The following is a 15897-nucleotide window of genomic DNA, read 5'->3' on the forward strand; positions in this document are numbered from 1 at the left end:
CACGAGTGCAACATGTCCAACCACGCGGCAGAGAGGCGGGGATCACAGTGAAGCCCAGTAACTGGTTGGCCATCGCGGCGGCGCTCGTCGCCGTTTTGCTGGTGCCACCGTTGCTCACCCCGGGCAGCGAGGCCGACGAGGGCTCGCAGATCCGGTCGTTGCGGGTGCTCGTGCCCAACGCGCCCGGCGGCGGTTACGACATCACGGCGCGCACGGCGACCAAGGCGATGGAGGACGCGGACCTGCTCGGCAACGCGGAGGTCTTCAATCTCCCCGGCGCCGGCGGCACGGTCGGCCTCGGCCGAACGGTGGCCGAACGCGGCAACGGCAAACTCGTCATGTCCATGGGGCTCGGCGTCGTCGGCAGCGTGTTCACGAACAAGTCGCCGTCTTCGCTGCTCGACACCACGCCGGTGGCGAAGCTGATCGAAGAGTCGGACATCGTCGTGGTCGGCAAGGATTCGCCGTACCAGAACATCGGTCAGCTGATCGAGGCGTGGAAGAAGGATCCCGGCGCGGTCCAGGTCGGCGGCGGTTCGTCGCCGGGCGGACCGGATCACCTGGCGCCGATGCTGATGGCGAAGGCGGTCGGGCTCGCGCCCAAGGCGGTCAACTACGTCCAGTTCGACGGCGGCGGCGAGCTGCTCGCGTCGGTCCTCGGCGGCAAGGTCGCGTTCGGCGTCTCGGGTGTCGGCGAATACCGGGACCAGATCCAGGCGGGCACGCTCCGGGTGCTGGCGGTGACCAGTGAGAAGCGGATCCCCGGCATCGACGCGCCGACGCTTTCGGAGTCCGGTGTGGACGTCAAGTTCACCAACTGGCGCGGCATCGTCGCTCCGCCCGGCATCACCGAGGCGGACCGGGCGAAGCTGGTCGGCCTGTTCGACCGGCTGCAGAAGACGCCGCAGTGGCAGGAAGCCTTGCAGCGCAACGGATGGACCGGGGCGTTCGCCCCCGGGGAGCAGTTCGGTTCGTTTCTCAAAGAGGAGAACACTCGAGTGGCAACGGTGCTGAAAGAGCTGGGTCTGGCATGACGACCACATGGCTGAAGGAGCGCTCCGAACTCGGGGTGAGCGTCGGGCTCGTGGTGCTCGGCGTCCTGGTGCTCACCGACGCGCTGAGCATTCCCACCGACTTCGCCCAGCGCGGTCCCGTGGGACCGAAGGCGGTGCCGATCCTGGTCGGCTCGCTGCTGCTGATCGTCGCCGTGCTGCTGGCGCGCGACGTGCTGCGCGGTGGCAAGGGCGAGGCCGAGGGCGGCGAGGACATCGACCTCACCGCACCCGCCGACCTGCGCACGGTCCTGTTGCTGTGCGGTGCCTTCCTCGCCAACGCGGCGCTGATCGGCCTGGTCGGGTTCCCGATCTCCGGCGCGATCCTGTTCTGGGGCGCGGCGTACGCGCTCGGCAGCCGCAACCTGGTGCGTGACCCGCTGATCGCGGCGGGCCTGTCCGTCGCGACCTTCCTGATCTTCAACAACCTGCTCGGTGTCCCGCTCCCCGGTGGCCCGTTGATGGAGGTGTTCTGATGCTTCAGCAACTCATCGACGGCTTCGGCACCGCGCTGACGCCGACCCATATCGCGATGGCGGCGATCGGGGTCCTGCTGGGCACCGCGATCGGCGTGCTGCCGGGGATCGGGCCGGCCATGGCGGTGGCGCTGCTGCTCCCGGTGACCTATGGCCTGGAGCCCACCGGCGCGTTCATCATGTTCGCCGGCATCTACTACGGCGGGATGTTCGGCGGCTCGACGACGTCGATCCTGCTGAACACGCCGGGTGAGAGCGCGGCGGTGGTCGCAGCCATCGACGGCAACCCGATGGCCCGCAAGGGACGCGGCGCGCAAGCGCTTGCGGCGGCCGCGATCGGGCATTTCATCGGCGGCATCCTCGGCACGATCGCGCTGGTCGTGCTGGCCCCGATGATCGCGAAGCACGCCGTCGACATCGGCGCGCCGGACCTGTTCGCGATCATGGTGCTGGCGTTCATCGCGGTCACCTCGGTGCTCGGCAGCTCCCGGATCCGCGGCGTGGCGTCGCTGCTGATCGGGCTCACCATCGGCCTGGTCGGGCTGGACGAGATGACCGGCCAGCAGCGGCTGACCTTCGGCTCGCTGCATCTGGCCGACGGGATCGACGTCGTCATCGTCGCGGTGGCGCTGTTCGCGGTCGGTGAGTCGCTCTGGGTCGCCGCGCATCTGCGGCGCAACGCGTTCAAGCCGATCCCGGTCGGCAGGCCGTGGCTTTCGCGCGCCGATCTGAAGCGGACGTGGAAGCCGTGGCTGCGCGGGCCGCTCATCGGGTTCCCGTTCGGCGCGGTACCGGCCGGTGGCGCGGAGATCCCGACGTTCCTTTCCTACGTCACGGAAAAGCGGCTCTCGAAGCACAAGGACGAGTTCGGCAAGGGCGCCATCGAAGGCGTCGCGGGTCCGGAAGCGACGGCTTCGGCCTCCGCCGCCGGGACGCTGGTCTCGATGCTGACGCTCGGCCTGCCGACCACCGCGGTCGTCGGCGTGATGCTCGCGGCGTTCCAGCAGTACGGCATCCAGCCGGGTCCGCTGCTGTTCGAGCGGGAGTCTTCGCTGGTGTGGGGCCTGATCGCCTCGCTGTTCGTCGGGCTGACGCTGCTGCTGGTGCTGAACCTGCCGCTGGCACCCCTGTGGGTGAAGCTGCTGCGGATCCCGCGGCCGTACCTCTACGCGGGCATCCTGTTCTTCGCCAGTGTCGGCGCGTACGCGGTCAACGCGGACATCTTCGACCTGCTCGTGATGTTCGTGATCGGCCTGATCGGCTTCGCGATGCGCCGCTACGGCCTCCCGGTGCTGCCGGCGATCATCGGCGTGATCCTCGGCCCGGCCGCCGAACAGCAGATGCGGCGCGCGCTGCAACTGAGCGACGGCAGCCTGAGCGGGTTGTTCAACACCCCGTTCGCGATCGTGGTCTACGTGATCATCCTGGTGATCCTGTTCTTCCCGCTGATCAAGCGTTTCCTGCCTTCCCGTCCCACCGCTCCCGAGACGGAGTCCAAGGACAAGGTCGACGCCTGACCAGTGGGAATCCGGCCCGGCCTCGACTGCCCCGAGGCCGGGCCTTTCCCTCTCCGGTAGGAGGACACTTGTCCGCGCGAGTGATCTTTCCGGCGCCCCACGGCGACACGATCAGTCTCATGAAGATCCTCCACCGGCCCCCGGCCGTCGGCGACACCGAACGGCCGGTTCCCCGCTGGGCGACGCGTCTCGCCTACGCGCTCCCCTGGCTCCTGCTGCCTTCATGCCTGTGGCGACTGCCCTTTGCCGTTCATTTCGAAATGGGGCAGGTCCACGACCGCGAGATGCCGGACTACTGGTTGAGCATCCCGTACGTCCTCACGCTGAGCGTGCTTTCCGAGGCGATCGCGATCCTGGCCATCGGGCTGGTCCGGGGCTGGGGTGAGGTGGTGCCCCGATGGATCCCGTTCCTCGGCGGCAAAGCGGTCCGGCCGATGGCGGCGGTCGTTCCCGCCGTGGCCGGAGGCTTGATCCTCACCGCGCTCTTCAGCTCGATCCCCCTCGGTGGAGACCGTCACCTCACCGTGCTCGGAGTGGTCGAAAGTGTCGGCTACATCAACGAAGGCTGGGAAACGCTGGCGACGATCTGCATCGCGCCGCTCGCGCTCTGGGGGCCGATCACCATCGTGCTGGGGCTCGCTTATCACCACCGCCGGAAGGTAACGAAAGCATAACGGCGAGGTCGCGTTTTGAACCGGGTGTCCGCCGGGGCCGTTTCAGCCAACACGGAGTCAGTGACGTCGGCGGTGCCGGCGCCGCCTCCCCCGGGCTCCGGGCAACGACACCGAACGAGGTGAACAAGTTCATGCCCCGTAACCAAAGAACCGCCGGCCGCCACCGCATGGCACGTCGTACCAAGGTCGCCACCGGCGGCCTCGCGCTCGCCATCGCGGTCGGCGGGATCGTCGTGGTCACCACGACCGGAACCCCCGACGCGGCAAGGGCCGACGGCGCGGACAAGTCTTTCTTCATCGACATCACGAAGGTCCCGCGCGGTACCAACGTCAACCTCGACCTCGCGAAACGAGGCGCACGGGGAACGTTCACCGTGGACTGCGGCCGCAACGAGAACGGCCACTTCAACGGCGACAACTTCATCGCCCAGCCCGGTGTCCGCAATGGAGCCGAGCACCTCCACGACTACGTCGGGAACCTGTCGACCAACGCGGATTCGAACAACAAGAGCCTGCTGCGCGCGGGCACGACCTGCAAGAACGGCGACAAGTCCGCGTACTTCTGGCCGGTCATCCGGATCAACACCGAGGAAGAGGAAGAAAACGAGGCGGCGAACGAGGAGAAACTCGCCGCCGACCGCGCGAACGCGGCCAAGGACGAGGCCGCCGCCCAGGTCGACTGCCCCGACGTCGCCAGCGAACTCGACGAGCTCAGCGAGGTCCCCGACCAGGCCATGCCCGCGGTCGACGAGAACCTCGACAAACTCGACCAGGACTCCGACAACGCGAACAACCAGCTGGCGCAAGGAAAACAAGCGGCCCAGGTGCTCGACGAGCTGAAGAACAAGCGGAAGCCGTCGATCAAGGAGATCGCCGACACCATGCGGCAAGCCGGCAAACCGGTCGCGAAGAACGAAGACCAGCTCGCCGGCTGCGCGGTGAAGCAGAACGGCGAAGGCGGACTCGACAACGGCGGCGAGAACAGCAACGTCAACGCGACGGGCGACGCCGAGAAGAAGAAGTCCGACGGCAAGGCCGCGGACCTGCCCGGCGTCAACGACAACAACGAGATCGGCGACAACGAAGGCGAGATCCAGCGCGCCGAGAAGGTCGACCTGACCTTCACCAGCGGCGGCGCCCGCCGGGTCGTCGCGATGCCGAAGTTCCTGCGCGTGCTCTACGGCGATGCCAAGCAGAGCACCAACGGCCCGGCCAACGCACGGCCGAGCTGGACCTGCACCGGCTTCGAGGACCGGCTCACCGAGCTGTACCCGATCTGCCCGCGAGGCAGCAAGGTCGCCCGCGTCCACGCGTTCCCGAACTGCTGGGACGGCAAGAACACCGACAGCGCCAACCACCGCACGCATATCGTGTTCTCCGACCGGAACGGGAAATGCCCGCGCGGCTTCAAGAACGTGCCGCAGCTGCGGATCACGCTGGTGTACGACATCCCGGCGGACATCCAGGCGGCCGGTCAGTACGCGGTCGACGCTTTCGCGCAGGAGAAGCACAACCCGCGCTCCGACCACGACGACTTCGCGAACGTCATGTCGCAGCGGCTGATGAACCAGCTGGTGAAGTGCATCAACAGCGGTAAACGCTGCAGGCAGTAGGGCGAATCCGCAGGATGTCATGAAAGAGTCGTTCAAGACGTTTTTCGTCCTGAACGACCCTTTCATGACATTTCTCCGCGAGGGGGCGCGGCGGGGATGACCCGCGCCCCCACCCCCCGCGCCGGGGGTCCGGTTCCCGGCCCGGCGTAGGGGTTCCGGGCCGGGAACCGGCGAGCGATACGGCTTTCCCTCCCTGGAAACCGGACCGCCCGGTCTGGGTCAGGCCGTCGTGGACAACCGGCTCACCCGGTCGAACACGAGCGGCACCGCGACAGCGGGGTTCAGTTCGGCGAGGACCGCCTCGGCGTCCAGGCCTGGCAAGTGGATCCACGCGCTGTCCGCGAAATCCGGGGTCGTGACGCTGATCCGGGCACAGCGGGCGGGCGGGACCAGCGCGACCCCGAACGGTTCGACCACGTTGCGCCACACGGATTGCGAGACGATCATCCCGGCGCCGAACTTGTCGCCCGTCGGATCCGAACGGCACCAGTAGCCGACGGCGTCGTTGAAGGTGGAGGCGCACAGCAACCGGGTCAGCGTGATGTACGTGCGGTGGTAACGGTGGTTGTCCGCCATCGGTCCCATGTGGACCGCCACCCGCGCCCGCATCGGGACCCTGGCGTAGCGGTTGCGGGTCCGGAGCAGATGGTCCAGGTGGAACACGACCTCGCAGAGCTGGCCGACGGCGTGGTCCGGATACGCGACCATCAGCCCGTCCCCGGTCTCCCGGAAGTGACGCGCTTCCCCCGGCGCGAGCCCGACCGCGGTGAACGAGCGGGAAACCAGCGTTTCCATCTCGTTCTTCATCGGGTCCAGCAGGTCGTCACTGGCCCTGGACGAACCGACGATGTCGACGGACAGCACGGCGTGGGTGTGCGCGTTGTATTGGCCTGAGGTCAGCACCTGCATCTCTGCGACCCCTCCCCTGATCGGTGAAAACTGGCGGCAGGAAGCAGTGTTCCCACTCCTCACCGGAAGTTCTGTTCGGAACCGAACAAAACGTGACCTCGCGCTGGTCAACGCCAGTGAGCTAAGTCACACCTTTTTCCGTGATCACCCGCAACGCCTCGCGGTCGAGCACGGTGATCGCACGGCGCGAACTGGCCACCACTCCCGCCTTCCGGAGCTTGTCCAGTGCCTGCGCGACCATGGTCCGGCCCATCGGGATGAACTGCGCGAGTTCGTCCTGGCTCAACGGGATCCCGATGCGCCAGCCGGCGGGTGTCCGGATGCCACAGACGTCGACGAGATAGTCCAGCCGCGTCGCGACCCGCGCCACCGCCTGCGGTTTCCAGGACTGCGTCCGCTGCCGCTGGGCGAGCACGAACCGCCGGGCGACGCTGACGAGCACCTCCCGCATCGCCGCCGGATGATCCAGCAGGAACCGGTTGAACTCGCTCGCCGCGATACGCCGGACGTGCACCTCTTCGATGGCGACGACGTCGGCCATCCGGATGCCGCCCGCGATCACCGCGATCTCGCCGTGCAGATCGCCGGGCACCCCGACGTCGAGGATGACCGTCGCACCCATCCGGTCGGCGCTGGTCACCTTCACATAACCGTGCCGCAGCAGCATGACGAAGTCGCCGGGCTCGCCCGAGCGCATCAGCGCCTGTCTGCTCTCGTAGGTCTGCGGGGTGCCCATCTCCAGCAACCGGGCACGGACGGGTTCGTCCAGCCGCTCCAGGAACGGACGTTCTCTCTCTTCGGCGGCCTCCGGGCCCAAACCCACGAAACACCCTCCCAGGCAGTCGTGAACACCTATCGCGGAGAGTAACCGAATCGGCCACCCGATCCGGCGGCGGAACCGTCGTGCGTGGTGAAGATGCCCAGGCGGACCAGTTCCGATCTGATCCACTCGGCCAGCCGGTGCAACGGTCCGTCTTCGGCCTCGACGAAATAGCTGTCCACGATCTGGTGTCGCCTATCGGCGTGCTTCGCCGCATAGAGCAGCGCTGACCGTACCTCCGAAACCTTGAGCGGAGCGACCTTGATTCCCGGAGCGGGCCGCACGGTGCTCTTGGCGGCCATCACCGCCAGTACGGCTTCCTCCAGGCTGAACCGGTGCTCCACCGGTACGACCACATGTTCCACGCCCTCGACAACCCGGCGCCCGATCAACGGCATGCTGTCAGATCAGCATGACGCACGGCCGTAGTCTGTTCGGCACCGAACACTCAACCCGGTTCGGCCGCCTCGATGGCCTCTTCGAGCGTTTCCCGGTACAGCCGCAACCGTTCGACGAGCATCACCGGATCCGGGTTCTCGTCCCGCGCGTGTCGTTCCAGCTTCTCGGTGGTCTGCTTCACCGTCACCCGCAGTTCGACGACTCCGGGCGTGTTCCGGCCCTTCCCGTTCTCCAGTCGCGACACCGCCCGCCGGAAGACGGCCGCGAGCTCGGTCTCGCCCGGCCGCACCTCTTCGATGGCCGTCAGCGCCCGCCCGAGCAGGCTGAAATGGTCGTAGGCGTTGTCGGACGCCGGCGCGCGGACCTCCCTCGGCGGCTTCGATCGCCTGCTGTTCAACACCAAGAACGCGGTCTCGGCCGGAATCAGCACGGCGAGAACGGCGACAGCCCCGAAGAGCCAAGCCGCCGGATGCGGGTAGGTCACCGCGCGGCCGATCAGCCCGGCGATCAGGCTGAGCACCACCGCGACGACGTGGAACGGGCGGTTGTCGTGATCGGCCATGTCAGAAGTTGCTGAAGACGTTGACGAACATCTTGTCGATGCCGTGCGGGTCGACGGCCTGATAGCTGCGGGCCTTGGACTTCTGCGCGATCTCGTCGAGGACCCGGCTGTCCGCCTGCGCGCCGTAGGCCATGGTGAAGATGCGGACGGAGTTGTCCAGCCGCTCGGCGTCGACGTTCTGCAGCACCTGCTCCTTGGTCCCGGCCTCGGTGTTCTCCCCGTCGGTCAGGAAGACGACGGCGTTGATGAGCTTCGGGTCGAACTCGCGGCGCATCTTGTCGTTGGCCGCGATCACGGTCTGGTACAGCGCCGTATCCCCTTTCGGGGTCAGGTTGTCGACGAGGCCGAGCATCGGGCCCCGGACGTTCTTCACCTTGCCGATCGGCATCTTTTCCTCATACCCGTCCGAGAACGTCCACAGCCCCACCTCGTCCTCGGGATGCAGGTACTCGAGCTGTTTGCGGATCGCGGGTTTCAGCAGCGCTATCCGGCTTTCGGAATACGGCTTGTCCTTGCGGTTCTTGTCGAACGGCTCGTTCATGGAGCCGGAAAGGTCCAGCACCAGCAGGATCCGGCCGCGTCGCTGCGTGTACTCCCAGCCGTCCAGCATCTTCTGGATCTGTTCACCGGTGGGCACCCCGATGGGCCGCGGTTCGGCGACCCCTTCGGTGTGCACGCCCTTGGCCAGCTTGTCGTTCCCGCGGCCCTCCGGGTCACGGAAGCCGAGGTCACGGAACCGGTCCTGCTGCGCGGGCTCCCGCAGGAAGTCGTAGAAGTCCTTGGCCGCCGATCGCTGTTCCGGCGACGCCTTGGCGGTGGTGAGGAAGGGATGGTCGATCAGCATCGTCCCCTCGCTCGGGTGCACGGCGACGAGCGGCCGGTTCAGCGGGGCCGGCTCCTTCCCCAGCTGTTTCGGGTTCCCGGTCGGCGCGCCGTGGTTGTAGAGGTAGACCATCTGTTCCTGCATCGCCATCGCGCTGATGTAGGGCGTGGGCTTCTTCTGGTCCTCTTCGTACAGCGTCTTCAGGAAGGCCACCGAATCGTCGCTGTAGTAGGCGACCGAGGCCTCGATCCCGCGGACGAACTGGACGGTTTCCGCCGTGTCGATCTTGCCGTAGTCGCCGCCCGTCGCCGCGAAGTAGGTCGCGATGGTCGCGGCGAGCCCCGAGGTCGACCGGCGCGGATTGTCCTTGCCCAGCGTGAAGTTGCCCCACTTCGCGTTCTCCGGACCGGTGGAGGCCCAGCCACCGTTGCGGTTCACCTCGAGTACGTCCTTCCAGCCGATGCCCTTCGACGGCCAGCCCAGTTCCTTGGCCATCGGTTCCGGCATCGCGATCACCATCGGGCTCGTCGCGAGCGAGGTCTTCGGACCGTTCGCGATCAGGTCCCCTTTGCCGCGCTGGCGCAGCAGGTCGAGCCACAGCGAGGAACTCGGCATCCAGGCCTGCGGTTCGGGTTGCCGCTCGTCGATGTCGTTCCAGCCCTCGGCGATGAGGTCGAGCGTGGCACCCGAGGTCTTCTTGAACGCCTCGACCTTCGCGCACCGCCCGCCGTCGAACGTCCGGCCGGTGTTGTTGTACCGCTCGGCCAGTTCGGCGACCAGGTCGCCCTTCTCCGTGGAGGAACTGACGACCAGCCGGACGCAGTCGGTCCTCGTCGCGTTCGACGGCGCCGTGACCGTGGTCGCGAGCAGGACGATCACGAGCGTCCCGACGAGCGCGCCGAAGACGAGCGAAACCCAGCCTGATCTCCGCATGCGCGCCCCCTAGCCGTTGTAGCGGGCAAGTGTAGCTACAACGTGGTTCCAGGTTCCGGCTCCTCGGTCACGAGATCGCAGGTTTCGAAACTGAAGCGGGCGAGGGTGCCCACCCAATTCCGATAGACCTGTAGATCATCGAAGGATTCGGCGTCTAGCCGCCATTCAGGTGGAAAGGCGCCGGACAACGATTCCCCGGCGGAAAGGGCGGCGAAGGTCGAGCGCGCGGCGTCCGGATCGGCGACCAGCAGGGTCAGCAGGACGAGCACCGCCCGATAGGGACCGCCGACGAACCGCGTCAGTTCCGCGTCGGGAATGCCGATGCGGACCAGCCGGTAGAGATTGACCAGTTTCCGGATCTCGCGCGGCGTGTTCAGCCTTTTCCGCAGCGAATGGACGAAATCTCGTTCTACTTCGGTGAGCCGCAGCCGATCCGGCCGCATGTTGTAGAACGTCGGCGGGGCCGTGTCCTCGACGACGACCTCCGCCGTCTCACCGCGTTCGGGCTTGTTCCCGTCCTCCGGCCATTCTTCGTAATCGGACGGCGCCGGTTCCGATGCTTCGATGGGCATGAGGGTGTCGATCAGCTCGTCCGCCGCGGCTCCCATGGGACGCAGGGCGAACACGATCTGGAAGATCTTGTCGAGGTATTCCGCCTGCCGTGCTTCCCCGGTGCCGAAGAGCTCTTCGTGGTGCTGGTCGAGACAGCGCCGCAACCACCTCGGGTCGACGGCCACCACCACGACGAACGCGGGCAGGGCCAACAGGAGGTGCACCGCGGCGAGCACTTCGATCACCTTCGACGGCGGGCAGCGGTCGAGGTCGTCGATGTAGAGCACGATCCGTTCCAGCGGCGGCTTGCCCGTGCCTCCGGCCAGTTGCCATTCCCGGCGCGCCTCCTCCAGATCGGCGCTCAGCTTCACGAGGTCCTCCCGGACGCGCGCGAAAACCCCTTGGTAGTCCCCGTATCTGCCGGCCTTCGCCTCCTCGATCAGCTCGCCGAGCCGGGTGGCCGCGTCCAGCCGCCGGAGCCGCTCCTCGGTCTCCCGGATTTCGGTCTCGAACCGTTCCGCGCGTTTGTCGACGTCGAACCGCAGTTTGTCCAAAGTGGACTTGACCGGCGCGAGGGCCGACCTGGCGGTGGTGAGCGCCGGGGTCAGCACGGCGCCGAGCGCGACGACGGCGGGCGCCACGGCGAGGATCGTGTTGTGCCACAACGCCCAGCCGGTGATCGTCGCGACGACGCCGAGCACACCGGCGAGCGCGTAGCCCGCGACGGCGAGCCTCCGCCGTCGGCGTTCCGCCCGGTCCACTCCGGACACCAGGAGACGCCAGCGCCAGGTGCGCGGGGAATCCGCCTTGACCGCGCGCAGGCCGGCCAGCCGGGTGCGCAGTTCCTCACGTTCGGCACGGACCTCACCGGCGTCCGCGTGTGTTTCGGGCGCTCCCAAGTTACGGAACAGGTGGTCCACCAGGCCGACCCACAGATGGTCGTCGTGGTACTGCCAGGCGTTGAACCGGATCTGCCGGATCTCGCCGGCGAACACGCTGTTGGCGGCGTCGCCGCGGGACCGGCGGGCCAGTTCGGCCACCCGGTCGCTCACCTGCCGCACGAAACTGGATTTGCCGGAACCCCACGGGCCCAGCAGCGCGACGCACAACGGCGGGCTGGTCTCCCGGTCGGCGATGACCGCGGCGAGGGTGCGTACGTCGTCGTGGAAACCGATCAGGTCGACCGGGCTTTCGACGTCGGGCGTGATCCGCGGCCGGGCCCTGCCCGGTTTGGGTTCGACGAAACCGGTCCCGTCGATCTGGTTGCCGAAGCGGTCCCACACCCGGATGGTGCGGTCGTCCCCGACCGTGACGATCTTCTCGCCGCCCGCGGTGCAGGCGATCGCGCGGACGTTCCCCCGATGTCCCTTGAGGAGCGTGTAGCCCGCCGGGTCGTCGATCTCGCGGACGCGGACCTCGCCGTCGGAACCGCCGGAGAGCACCAGTTTGCCGTCCGGGCTGAAGGCCAGCGCCCGCACCGCACCGCCGTGTCCTGGGAAGACGAGGGCCGGATCGCCCTCGCGCCCCCACAACCGGACCGTCTCGCCCTCGCCGGAGAGCACGTGCCCGCCGTCGGCCGAGATCGCGACCACGTGGACCGCGCCCGCGCCGCCGAACCGGTAGTGGGAAACGACTTCCTTGTCCCAGAGCCGCACGCCGCCGGTGTCGTCCCCGGCGACGACGACCAGGCCGTCCGGGGTCACCGCGACCGATTCGATCTCCGGGTCACCGGTGCGGAACACACGCACCGTCACCCCGTCCAGCCGCCGGACCTCGACGGTGCTTCCCGCGCCGGACACGGCGAATTCGTTCGCCACCGCGACCGCGACGGTCCGCTTGGTGGTCTGGACCTCCGGCGGATGCGCCTCGCCACCGGCGATCCGCCAGCGCCGCACCGTCACCCCATCGCAACCGACCACGTGCTGACCCGAGATACCCACCGCGAGCACGGGCCGATCGTGCCCGCCGAAGGTGAACCGGAGCGCGCCGGTCTCCAGGTCCCAGACCCGCACCGTCCGGTCCGCACCTCCGGTGACCAGGCGATTTCCCTTCACCGCGACGGCGAGGATCGGTTCTTCGTGTCCGGTGAAACGTGCCGTGGTCATAACCGCACAGTCTTCCGGTCGCGTCAAGATCATGGTTAACGACAGGCGACTATCGGCGGGTACCCCGAGCGCCTCGAAAGGGTCAGGGTCGAAACTGCTCCGAAATTCCAGCACGCCTTAAACGCGAGGAGTTCAACGTGCTTCGACGTACCTTCGCCGCGGTGCTCACCGGCGCCGCGCTCTCCATCTCGGTGCTCTCGGCACCCTCCGCCGGTGCCGCCGAGATCATGGCGACCACCCTGACCTACGACGACAGCCAGGCCGCGGAGTTCAAGGACGCGGTGGCGGCAGGCGTCAACGTCTGGAACACCAACGTCACCAACGTCCGCATCGTGAAGGCGACACCGGGGCAGCGGGTCAACATCCGGGTCATCGCCGACAACGGCTGGCCGCGCGCCACGCTCGGTCCGGTCCGCCCCGGCGGCACGGTCACCGTGTGGATGGGCAGGCAGGCCGTCCAGCAGGGCTACCACACGCCCCGCATCGCTTCCCACGAACTCGGGCACAGCCTCGGCCTGCCCGACGTGAAGCCCGGCCCGTGCTCGTCGCTGATGTCCGGCTCGACCGGTGGCGTCAGCTGCACCAGCGTGAACCCCAACGCGCAGGAGAAGGCCAGGGTCCAGCAGCTCTACGCCGGCACCGCCGTGCAGAGCGCCGACGCGGGCAAGGTCCTCGCCGAGGTCGGCTGATCCCCGGGCCAGGGGGTGCCCGCCCGGCACCCCCTGGCCTGTTTTCTCAGTCGTCCGCCGTGATCGCCGCCGCCGGGCACGACTGCGCGGCGTCGCCGATCCCGGCCGGTTCCGGGTCCAGCAACCGGACCCGGCCGTCTTCCTCGTCCTGTCCGAACACCTCCGGCGCGGTCAGGACGCACATTCCGGCGCCCACACACCGTTCCCGGTCCACTTCGATCCTCATCGCGATCAGCCCCAGGCCACCGGGAGCGCGTACACCCCGTAGATGTCGGAGTCCGTCCGCAGCGGGATCTCGTCGGCCGGGACGGCAAGGCGCAGCGCCGGGAACCTGCCGAGCAGCCCGGTGAAGGCGACCTTCATCTGGACTCGCGCGAGCTGCTGGCCGAGACACTGGTGCACCCCGTGCCCGAAAGCGGCGTGCCCGGCGGCGTTGCGGCGGACATCGAGCCGATCGGGGTCCGGGAACTTCAGCGGGTCGCGGTTGGCCGCCGTCGCCGAAAGCGCGACCACCTCACCCGCCTTCACGACCTGGCCGCCGATCTCGACGTCTTCGAGCGCGGTGCGGACGCCCGTATGCGCGATCGTCAGGTAGCGCAGGAGTTCCTCGATCGCGCCTTCGATGCTCTCCGGGTCCTCGCGCAGGACGGCGAGCTGGTCCGGATGCCGCAGCAGCGCGAAAGTCCCCAGTGCCAGCATGTTCGCCGTGGTGTCCAACCCGGCCCCCAGCAAGAGGAACGCGATGCTGGTGAGCTCTTCGTCGGTGAGGTCCGTGGTGACCAGTTCGCCGAGGATGTCGTCGGTCGGCGCGGCCCGTTTGGCCACGATGAGTTCGTAAAGGTAGCCACCCAGCGCGTTGATGGCGGCTTCCTGTTCCTCCATCGACGCGTCCGGCCGGTTCAACGGCGCGACGTTGCGGCGGAAGAACTCGTGGTCGGCGTAGGGGACACCGAGGAGCTCGCAGATCATCAGCGCCGGAATGGGCTGCGCGAAGGCGGGCACCAGATCGGCCGTCGTTCCTTGCCGCTCCATGGCGTCCAGGTGTTCGGTGGTCACCTGCTCGACCCGTTCGGTGAGCTGCCGCATCCGGCGGACGGTGAACTTGCCGGTGAGCAGCTTGCGGTATCGCGCGTGCTCTTCGCCGTCCAGGCTGATGAACATCCCCGGCTGCGCGGGCGGCATCTCCGCCATCGCGGCCGGACCCGGCAGCGGCGTGTGCATCAGCTCCTGCCGGGCGCTGAACCGCGGATCCGCGACGACGGCGCGGACGATCGCGTGGCCCGTCGCGAGCCAGCCTTCGTGCCCGTCGGGGAACGTCAGCCGGACGAGCGGATGCTCGTCGCGCAGCGGCCCGAGCTCGGCGGGCGGGTCGAACGGGCAGCCCTTCGGGCGTTCGAGGGGCAGTTCCGTGAGATGGGGTACCGACGTGGTCATTGCTGTTCCTCCCAGTTTTTACCGCTGCTCAAAGGCTACGTTGCATTTACAGATCGCTCAAAGCTCCGGGATGGCTTTTTGGGCGTATTTGCTGGTAGATTTCGGAAATCGTTGCAACGTTCTTGTCAGTGAATGCAACGCGTCGTTGCAATGATCTGCGAGTGAACGCACAGGAGGTGCCATGCCGGGCGGCAGGCTGACGCAGGAGGATCGCCGTCTGATCGCGACCTGGCTCAAGGACGGCCTCGGTTACGCCGAGATCGCCCGCCGTCTCGGGCGCCCGACGTCGACGATCAGCCGTGAGGTCGCGCGCAACAGCGGCCATTCCGGCTACCGCGCCGAAGAAGCGAACCGCGCGACCGGCGAACGCGCCCGGCGCCGCCGCCAGCACCCCGCCCGCGTCGTCGCGGCCGTCTCGCACGGCTACGGCCGGAACCCGGAAGCCGTGCGCGCCTTCGAAGCCGAGTTCGCCGACATCATGGTGGCCACCGGCCTCCCCCGCATGACGGCACGGGTGCTCGCCTGCCTGTCCGTCAGCGACGACGGCGTTCTCCCCGCGGCCGAACTCGCCCACCGGCTCCAGGTCAGCCCGGCGTCGATCTCGAACGCCGTCGCCTACCTCGAAACGCAAGCGATGCTCCGCCGCGTACGGGACGGACGCCGCGAGCAGTACGTCATCGACGAAGAGATGCCCCAGCGAGTATGGGCCGAAAGCGTCCGCGCGAACCAAGAATGGGTCAAGATCGCCCGCCGCGGCGCCGACGTCCTCGGCATCGCGACACCCGCGGGCACCCGCATGGACGACCTCTCCCGCTTCCACGCACGCATCAACGACGTCATGCTCGACGACCGCGTCGCCCTGTACGCCGCCGACGCCCTGACCGCCCTCGCCGCCCTCCTGCACGCCGGACACGCCCTTTCCGCCACGGCACTTTCGGCTGCCTTGGGGTGGGGCGAGGAACGGGTCTTGGCCGCTTTGCGGGTGGCGGAAGAACAACCGCACATCGCCGGGCCGGTGCGGGTGGTTCGTGCCGGTGGGGAGTATCGCGCGGTTGCGGCGGCGGAACGGTTGACGGGGGCGCAGTTGGCGGCTTTGGGGTCTTGAGTCTGGGTGGCTTGCGGGGCTGGGGTGTCGCCGGTTATCGGCGAACGATGGTTGGTGGTGGGGTGTGCGGTCATCGGCGGTTGCGGTACTGGTGGGTCGGCGTGGTGACTGTTGCCGATTTCCGGCGATGATGGCTGGTGGTGGGGGCGTGCGGGTCGCTGCGACGACCGTTGCCGTTTCTCGGCGGCTGCCGCGGGGCGAGGCGGCTGCCGCGGGGCGCGGCGGCCGCCCGTT

At 68.1% G+C, this 15897-nt stretch carries 15 protein-coding genes; 7 read left to right on the forward strand and 8 right to left on the reverse strand.

Annotated features, from left to right (window positions below):
* The first annotated feature begins 65 nt into the window (after positions 1-65).
* The 5 genes from DMH03_RS34980 (at position 66) to DMH03_RS35000 (ending at position 5332) form a co-directional block, all read left to right on the forward strand.
* Complete coding sequence (locus DMH03_RS34980) at positions 66-1034, forward strand: tripartite tricarboxylate transporter substrate binding protein (protein ID WP_125796380.1); 969 nt, start codon at positions 66-68, stop codon at positions 1032-1034.
* The gene (locus DMH03_RS34985; RefSeq protein WP_125796283.1) at positions 1031-1528 is read left to right on the forward strand and encodes a tripartite tricarboxylate transporter TctB family protein; all 498 of its coding nucleotides are present in this window, start codon (positions 1031-1033) and stop codon (positions 1526-1528) included. The genes DMH03_RS34980 and DMH03_RS34985 overlap by 4 nt, the downstream gene beginning before the upstream one ends.
* The gene (locus tag DMH03_RS34990; RefSeq protein WP_125796284.1) at positions 1528-3045 is read left to right on the forward strand and encodes a tripartite tricarboxylate transporter permease; all 1518 of its coding nucleotides are present in this window, start codon (positions 1528-1530) and stop codon (positions 3043-3045) included. The genes DMH03_RS34985 and DMH03_RS34990 overlap by 1 nt, the downstream gene beginning before the upstream one ends.
* Before the next feature lie 119 nt (positions 3046-3164).
* Positions 3165-3719, forward strand: a complete 555-nt coding sequence (locus DMH03_RS34995) for a hypothetical protein (protein WP_125796285.1) — start codon at positions 3165-3167, stop codon at positions 3717-3719.
* A gap of 167 nt (positions 3720-3886) precedes the next feature.
* The gene (locus tag DMH03_RS35000) at positions 3887-5332 is read left to right on the forward strand and encodes a DUF1996 domain-containing protein (protein WP_125796286.1); all 1446 of its coding nucleotides are present in this window, start codon (positions 3887-3889) and stop codon (positions 5330-5332) included.
* A 219-nt stretch (positions 5333-5551) separates the two neighbouring features.
* Here DMH03_RS35000 and DMH03_RS35005 read toward each other — a convergent pair whose 3' ends face one another.
* The 6 genes from DMH03_RS35005 to DMH03_RS35030 form a co-directional block, all read right to left on the reverse strand.
* Positions 5552-6241 (reverse strand): hypothetical protein, encoded by a 690-nt coding sequence (locus DMH03_RS35005; RefSeq protein ID WP_125796287.1) that lies wholly within the window; start codon positions 6239-6241, stop codon positions 5552-5554.
* A 121-nt stretch (positions 6242-6362) separates the two neighbouring features.
* Positions 6363-7064: a Crp/Fnr family transcriptional regulator gene (locus DMH03_RS35010; protein WP_125785789.1), complete on the reverse strand. Its 702-nt coding sequence runs from the start codon at positions 7062-7064 to the stop codon at positions 6363-6365.
* Positions 7065-7093: 29 nt separating this feature from the next.
* Positions 7094-7459 carry a hypothetical protein gene (locus DMH03_RS35015; RefSeq protein ID WP_007034234.1) on the reverse strand — a complete coding sequence of 122 codons (366 nt, stop codon included), beginning with the start codon at positions 7457-7459 and terminating at the stop codon, positions 7094-7096.
* 50 nt (positions 7460-7509) lie between these two features.
* On the reverse strand, positions 7510-8022 hold the full coding sequence (locus DMH03_RS35020; RefSeq protein ID WP_125796288.1) for a hypothetical protein: 513 nt from the start codon (positions 8020-8022) through the stop codon (positions 7510-7512).
* Position 8023: 1 nt separating this feature from the next.
* A complete protein-coding gene (locus DMH03_RS35025) occupies positions 8024-9778 on the reverse strand; it encodes a substrate-binding and VWA domain-containing protein (RefSeq protein ID WP_125796289.1) in 1755 nt (584 codons plus the stop codon).
* A gap of 35 nt (positions 9779-9813) precedes the next feature.
* A complete protein-coding gene (locus DMH03_RS35030) occupies positions 9814-12435 on the reverse strand; it encodes a P-loop NTPase fold protein (protein ID WP_125796290.1) in 2622 nt (873 codons plus the stop codon).
* 137 nt (positions 12436-12572) lie between these two features.
* On the opposite strand from DMH03_RS35030, the gene DMH03_RS35035 reads away from it, so the two are divergent.
* Positions 12573-13124: a snapalysin family zinc-dependent metalloprotease gene (locus DMH03_RS35035; protein ID WP_125796291.1), complete on the forward strand. Its 552-nt coding sequence runs from the start codon at positions 12573-12575 to the stop codon at positions 13122-13124.
* Positions 13125-13170: 46 nt separating this feature from the next.
* Here DMH03_RS35035 and DMH03_RS35040 read toward each other — a convergent pair whose 3' ends face one another.
* A complete protein-coding gene (locus DMH03_RS35040) occupies positions 13171-13350 on the reverse strand; it encodes a ferredoxin (RefSeq protein ID WP_125785784.1) in 180 nt (59 codons plus the stop codon).
* Between the two features lie 5 nt (positions 13351-13355).
* The gene (locus DMH03_RS35045) at positions 13356-14558 is read right to left on the reverse strand and encodes a cytochrome P450 (protein ID WP_125796292.1); all 1203 of its coding nucleotides are present in this window, start codon (positions 14556-14558) and stop codon (positions 13356-13358) included.
* A 181-nt stretch (positions 14559-14739) separates the two neighbouring features.
* Here DMH03_RS35045 and DMH03_RS35050 point away from each other — a divergent pair, with 181 nt between their 5' ends.
* Entirely contained in the window at positions 14740-15663 is a 924-nt protein-coding gene (locus tag DMH03_RS35050) for a helix-turn-helix domain-containing protein (protein WP_125796293.1), read from the forward strand.
* The last annotated feature ends 234 nt before the right edge of the window (positions 15664-15897 follow it).

Origin of the sequence: Amycolatopsis sp. WAC 01376 (genome assembly GCF_003947415.1) — a bacterium.
Classification (GTDB): domain Bacteria; phylum Actinomycetota; class Actinomycetes; order Mycobacteriales; family Pseudonocardiaceae; genus Amycolatopsis.

What these genes read in the sequence shown, in the direction of transcription:
- DMH03_RS34985 (WP_125796283.1), top strand. Translation starts at nt 1,031, where the DNA reads ATGACGACCACATGGCTGAAGGAGCGCTCCGAACTCGGGGTGAGCGTC.
- DMH03_RS34990 (WP_125796284.1), top strand. Translation starts at nt 1,528, where the DNA reads ATGCTTCAGCAACTCATCGACGGCTTCGGCACCGCGCTGACGCCGACC.
- DMH03_RS34995 (WP_125796285.1), top strand. Translation starts at nt 3,165, where the DNA reads ATGAAGATCCTCCACCGGCCCCCGGCCGTCGGCGACACCGAACGGCCG.
- DMH03_RS35000 (WP_125796286.1), top strand. Translation starts at nt 3,887, where the DNA reads ATGGCACGTCGTACCAAGGTCGCCACCGGCGGCCTCGCGCTCGCCATC.
- DMH03_RS35005 (WP_125796287.1), bottom strand. Translation starts at nt 6,241, where the DNA reads ATGCAGGTGCTGACCTCAGGCCAATACAACGCGCACACCCACGCCGTG.
- DMH03_RS35015 (WP_007034234.1), bottom strand. Translation starts at nt 7,459, where the DNA reads ATGCCGTTGATCGGGCGCCGGGTTGTCGAGGGCGTGGAACATGTGGTC.
- DMH03_RS35020 (WP_125796288.1), bottom strand. Translation starts at nt 8,022, where the DNA reads ATGGCCGATCACGACAACCGCCCGTTCCACGTCGTCGCGGTGGTGCTC.
- DMH03_RS35025 (WP_125796289.1), bottom strand. Translation starts at nt 9,778, where the DNA reads ATGCGGAGATCAGGCTGGGTTTCGCTCGTCTTCGGCGCGCTCGTCGGG.
- DMH03_RS35030 (WP_125796290.1), bottom strand. Translation starts at nt 12,435, where the DNA reads ATGACCACGGCACGTTTCACCGGACACGAAGAACCGATCCTCGCCGTC.
- DMH03_RS35040 (WP_125785784.1), bottom strand. Translation starts at nt 13,350, where the DNA reads ATGAGGATCGAAGTGGACCGGGAACGGTGTGTGGGCGCCGGAATGTGC.
- DMH03_RS35045 (WP_125796292.1), bottom strand. Translation starts at nt 14,558, where the DNA reads ATGACCACGTCGGTACCCCATCTCACGGAACTGCCCCTCGAACGCCCG.
- DMH03_RS35050 (WP_125796293.1), top strand. Translation starts at nt 14,740, where the DNA reads ATGCCGGGCGGCAGGCTGACGCAGGAGGATCGCCGTCTGATCGCGACC.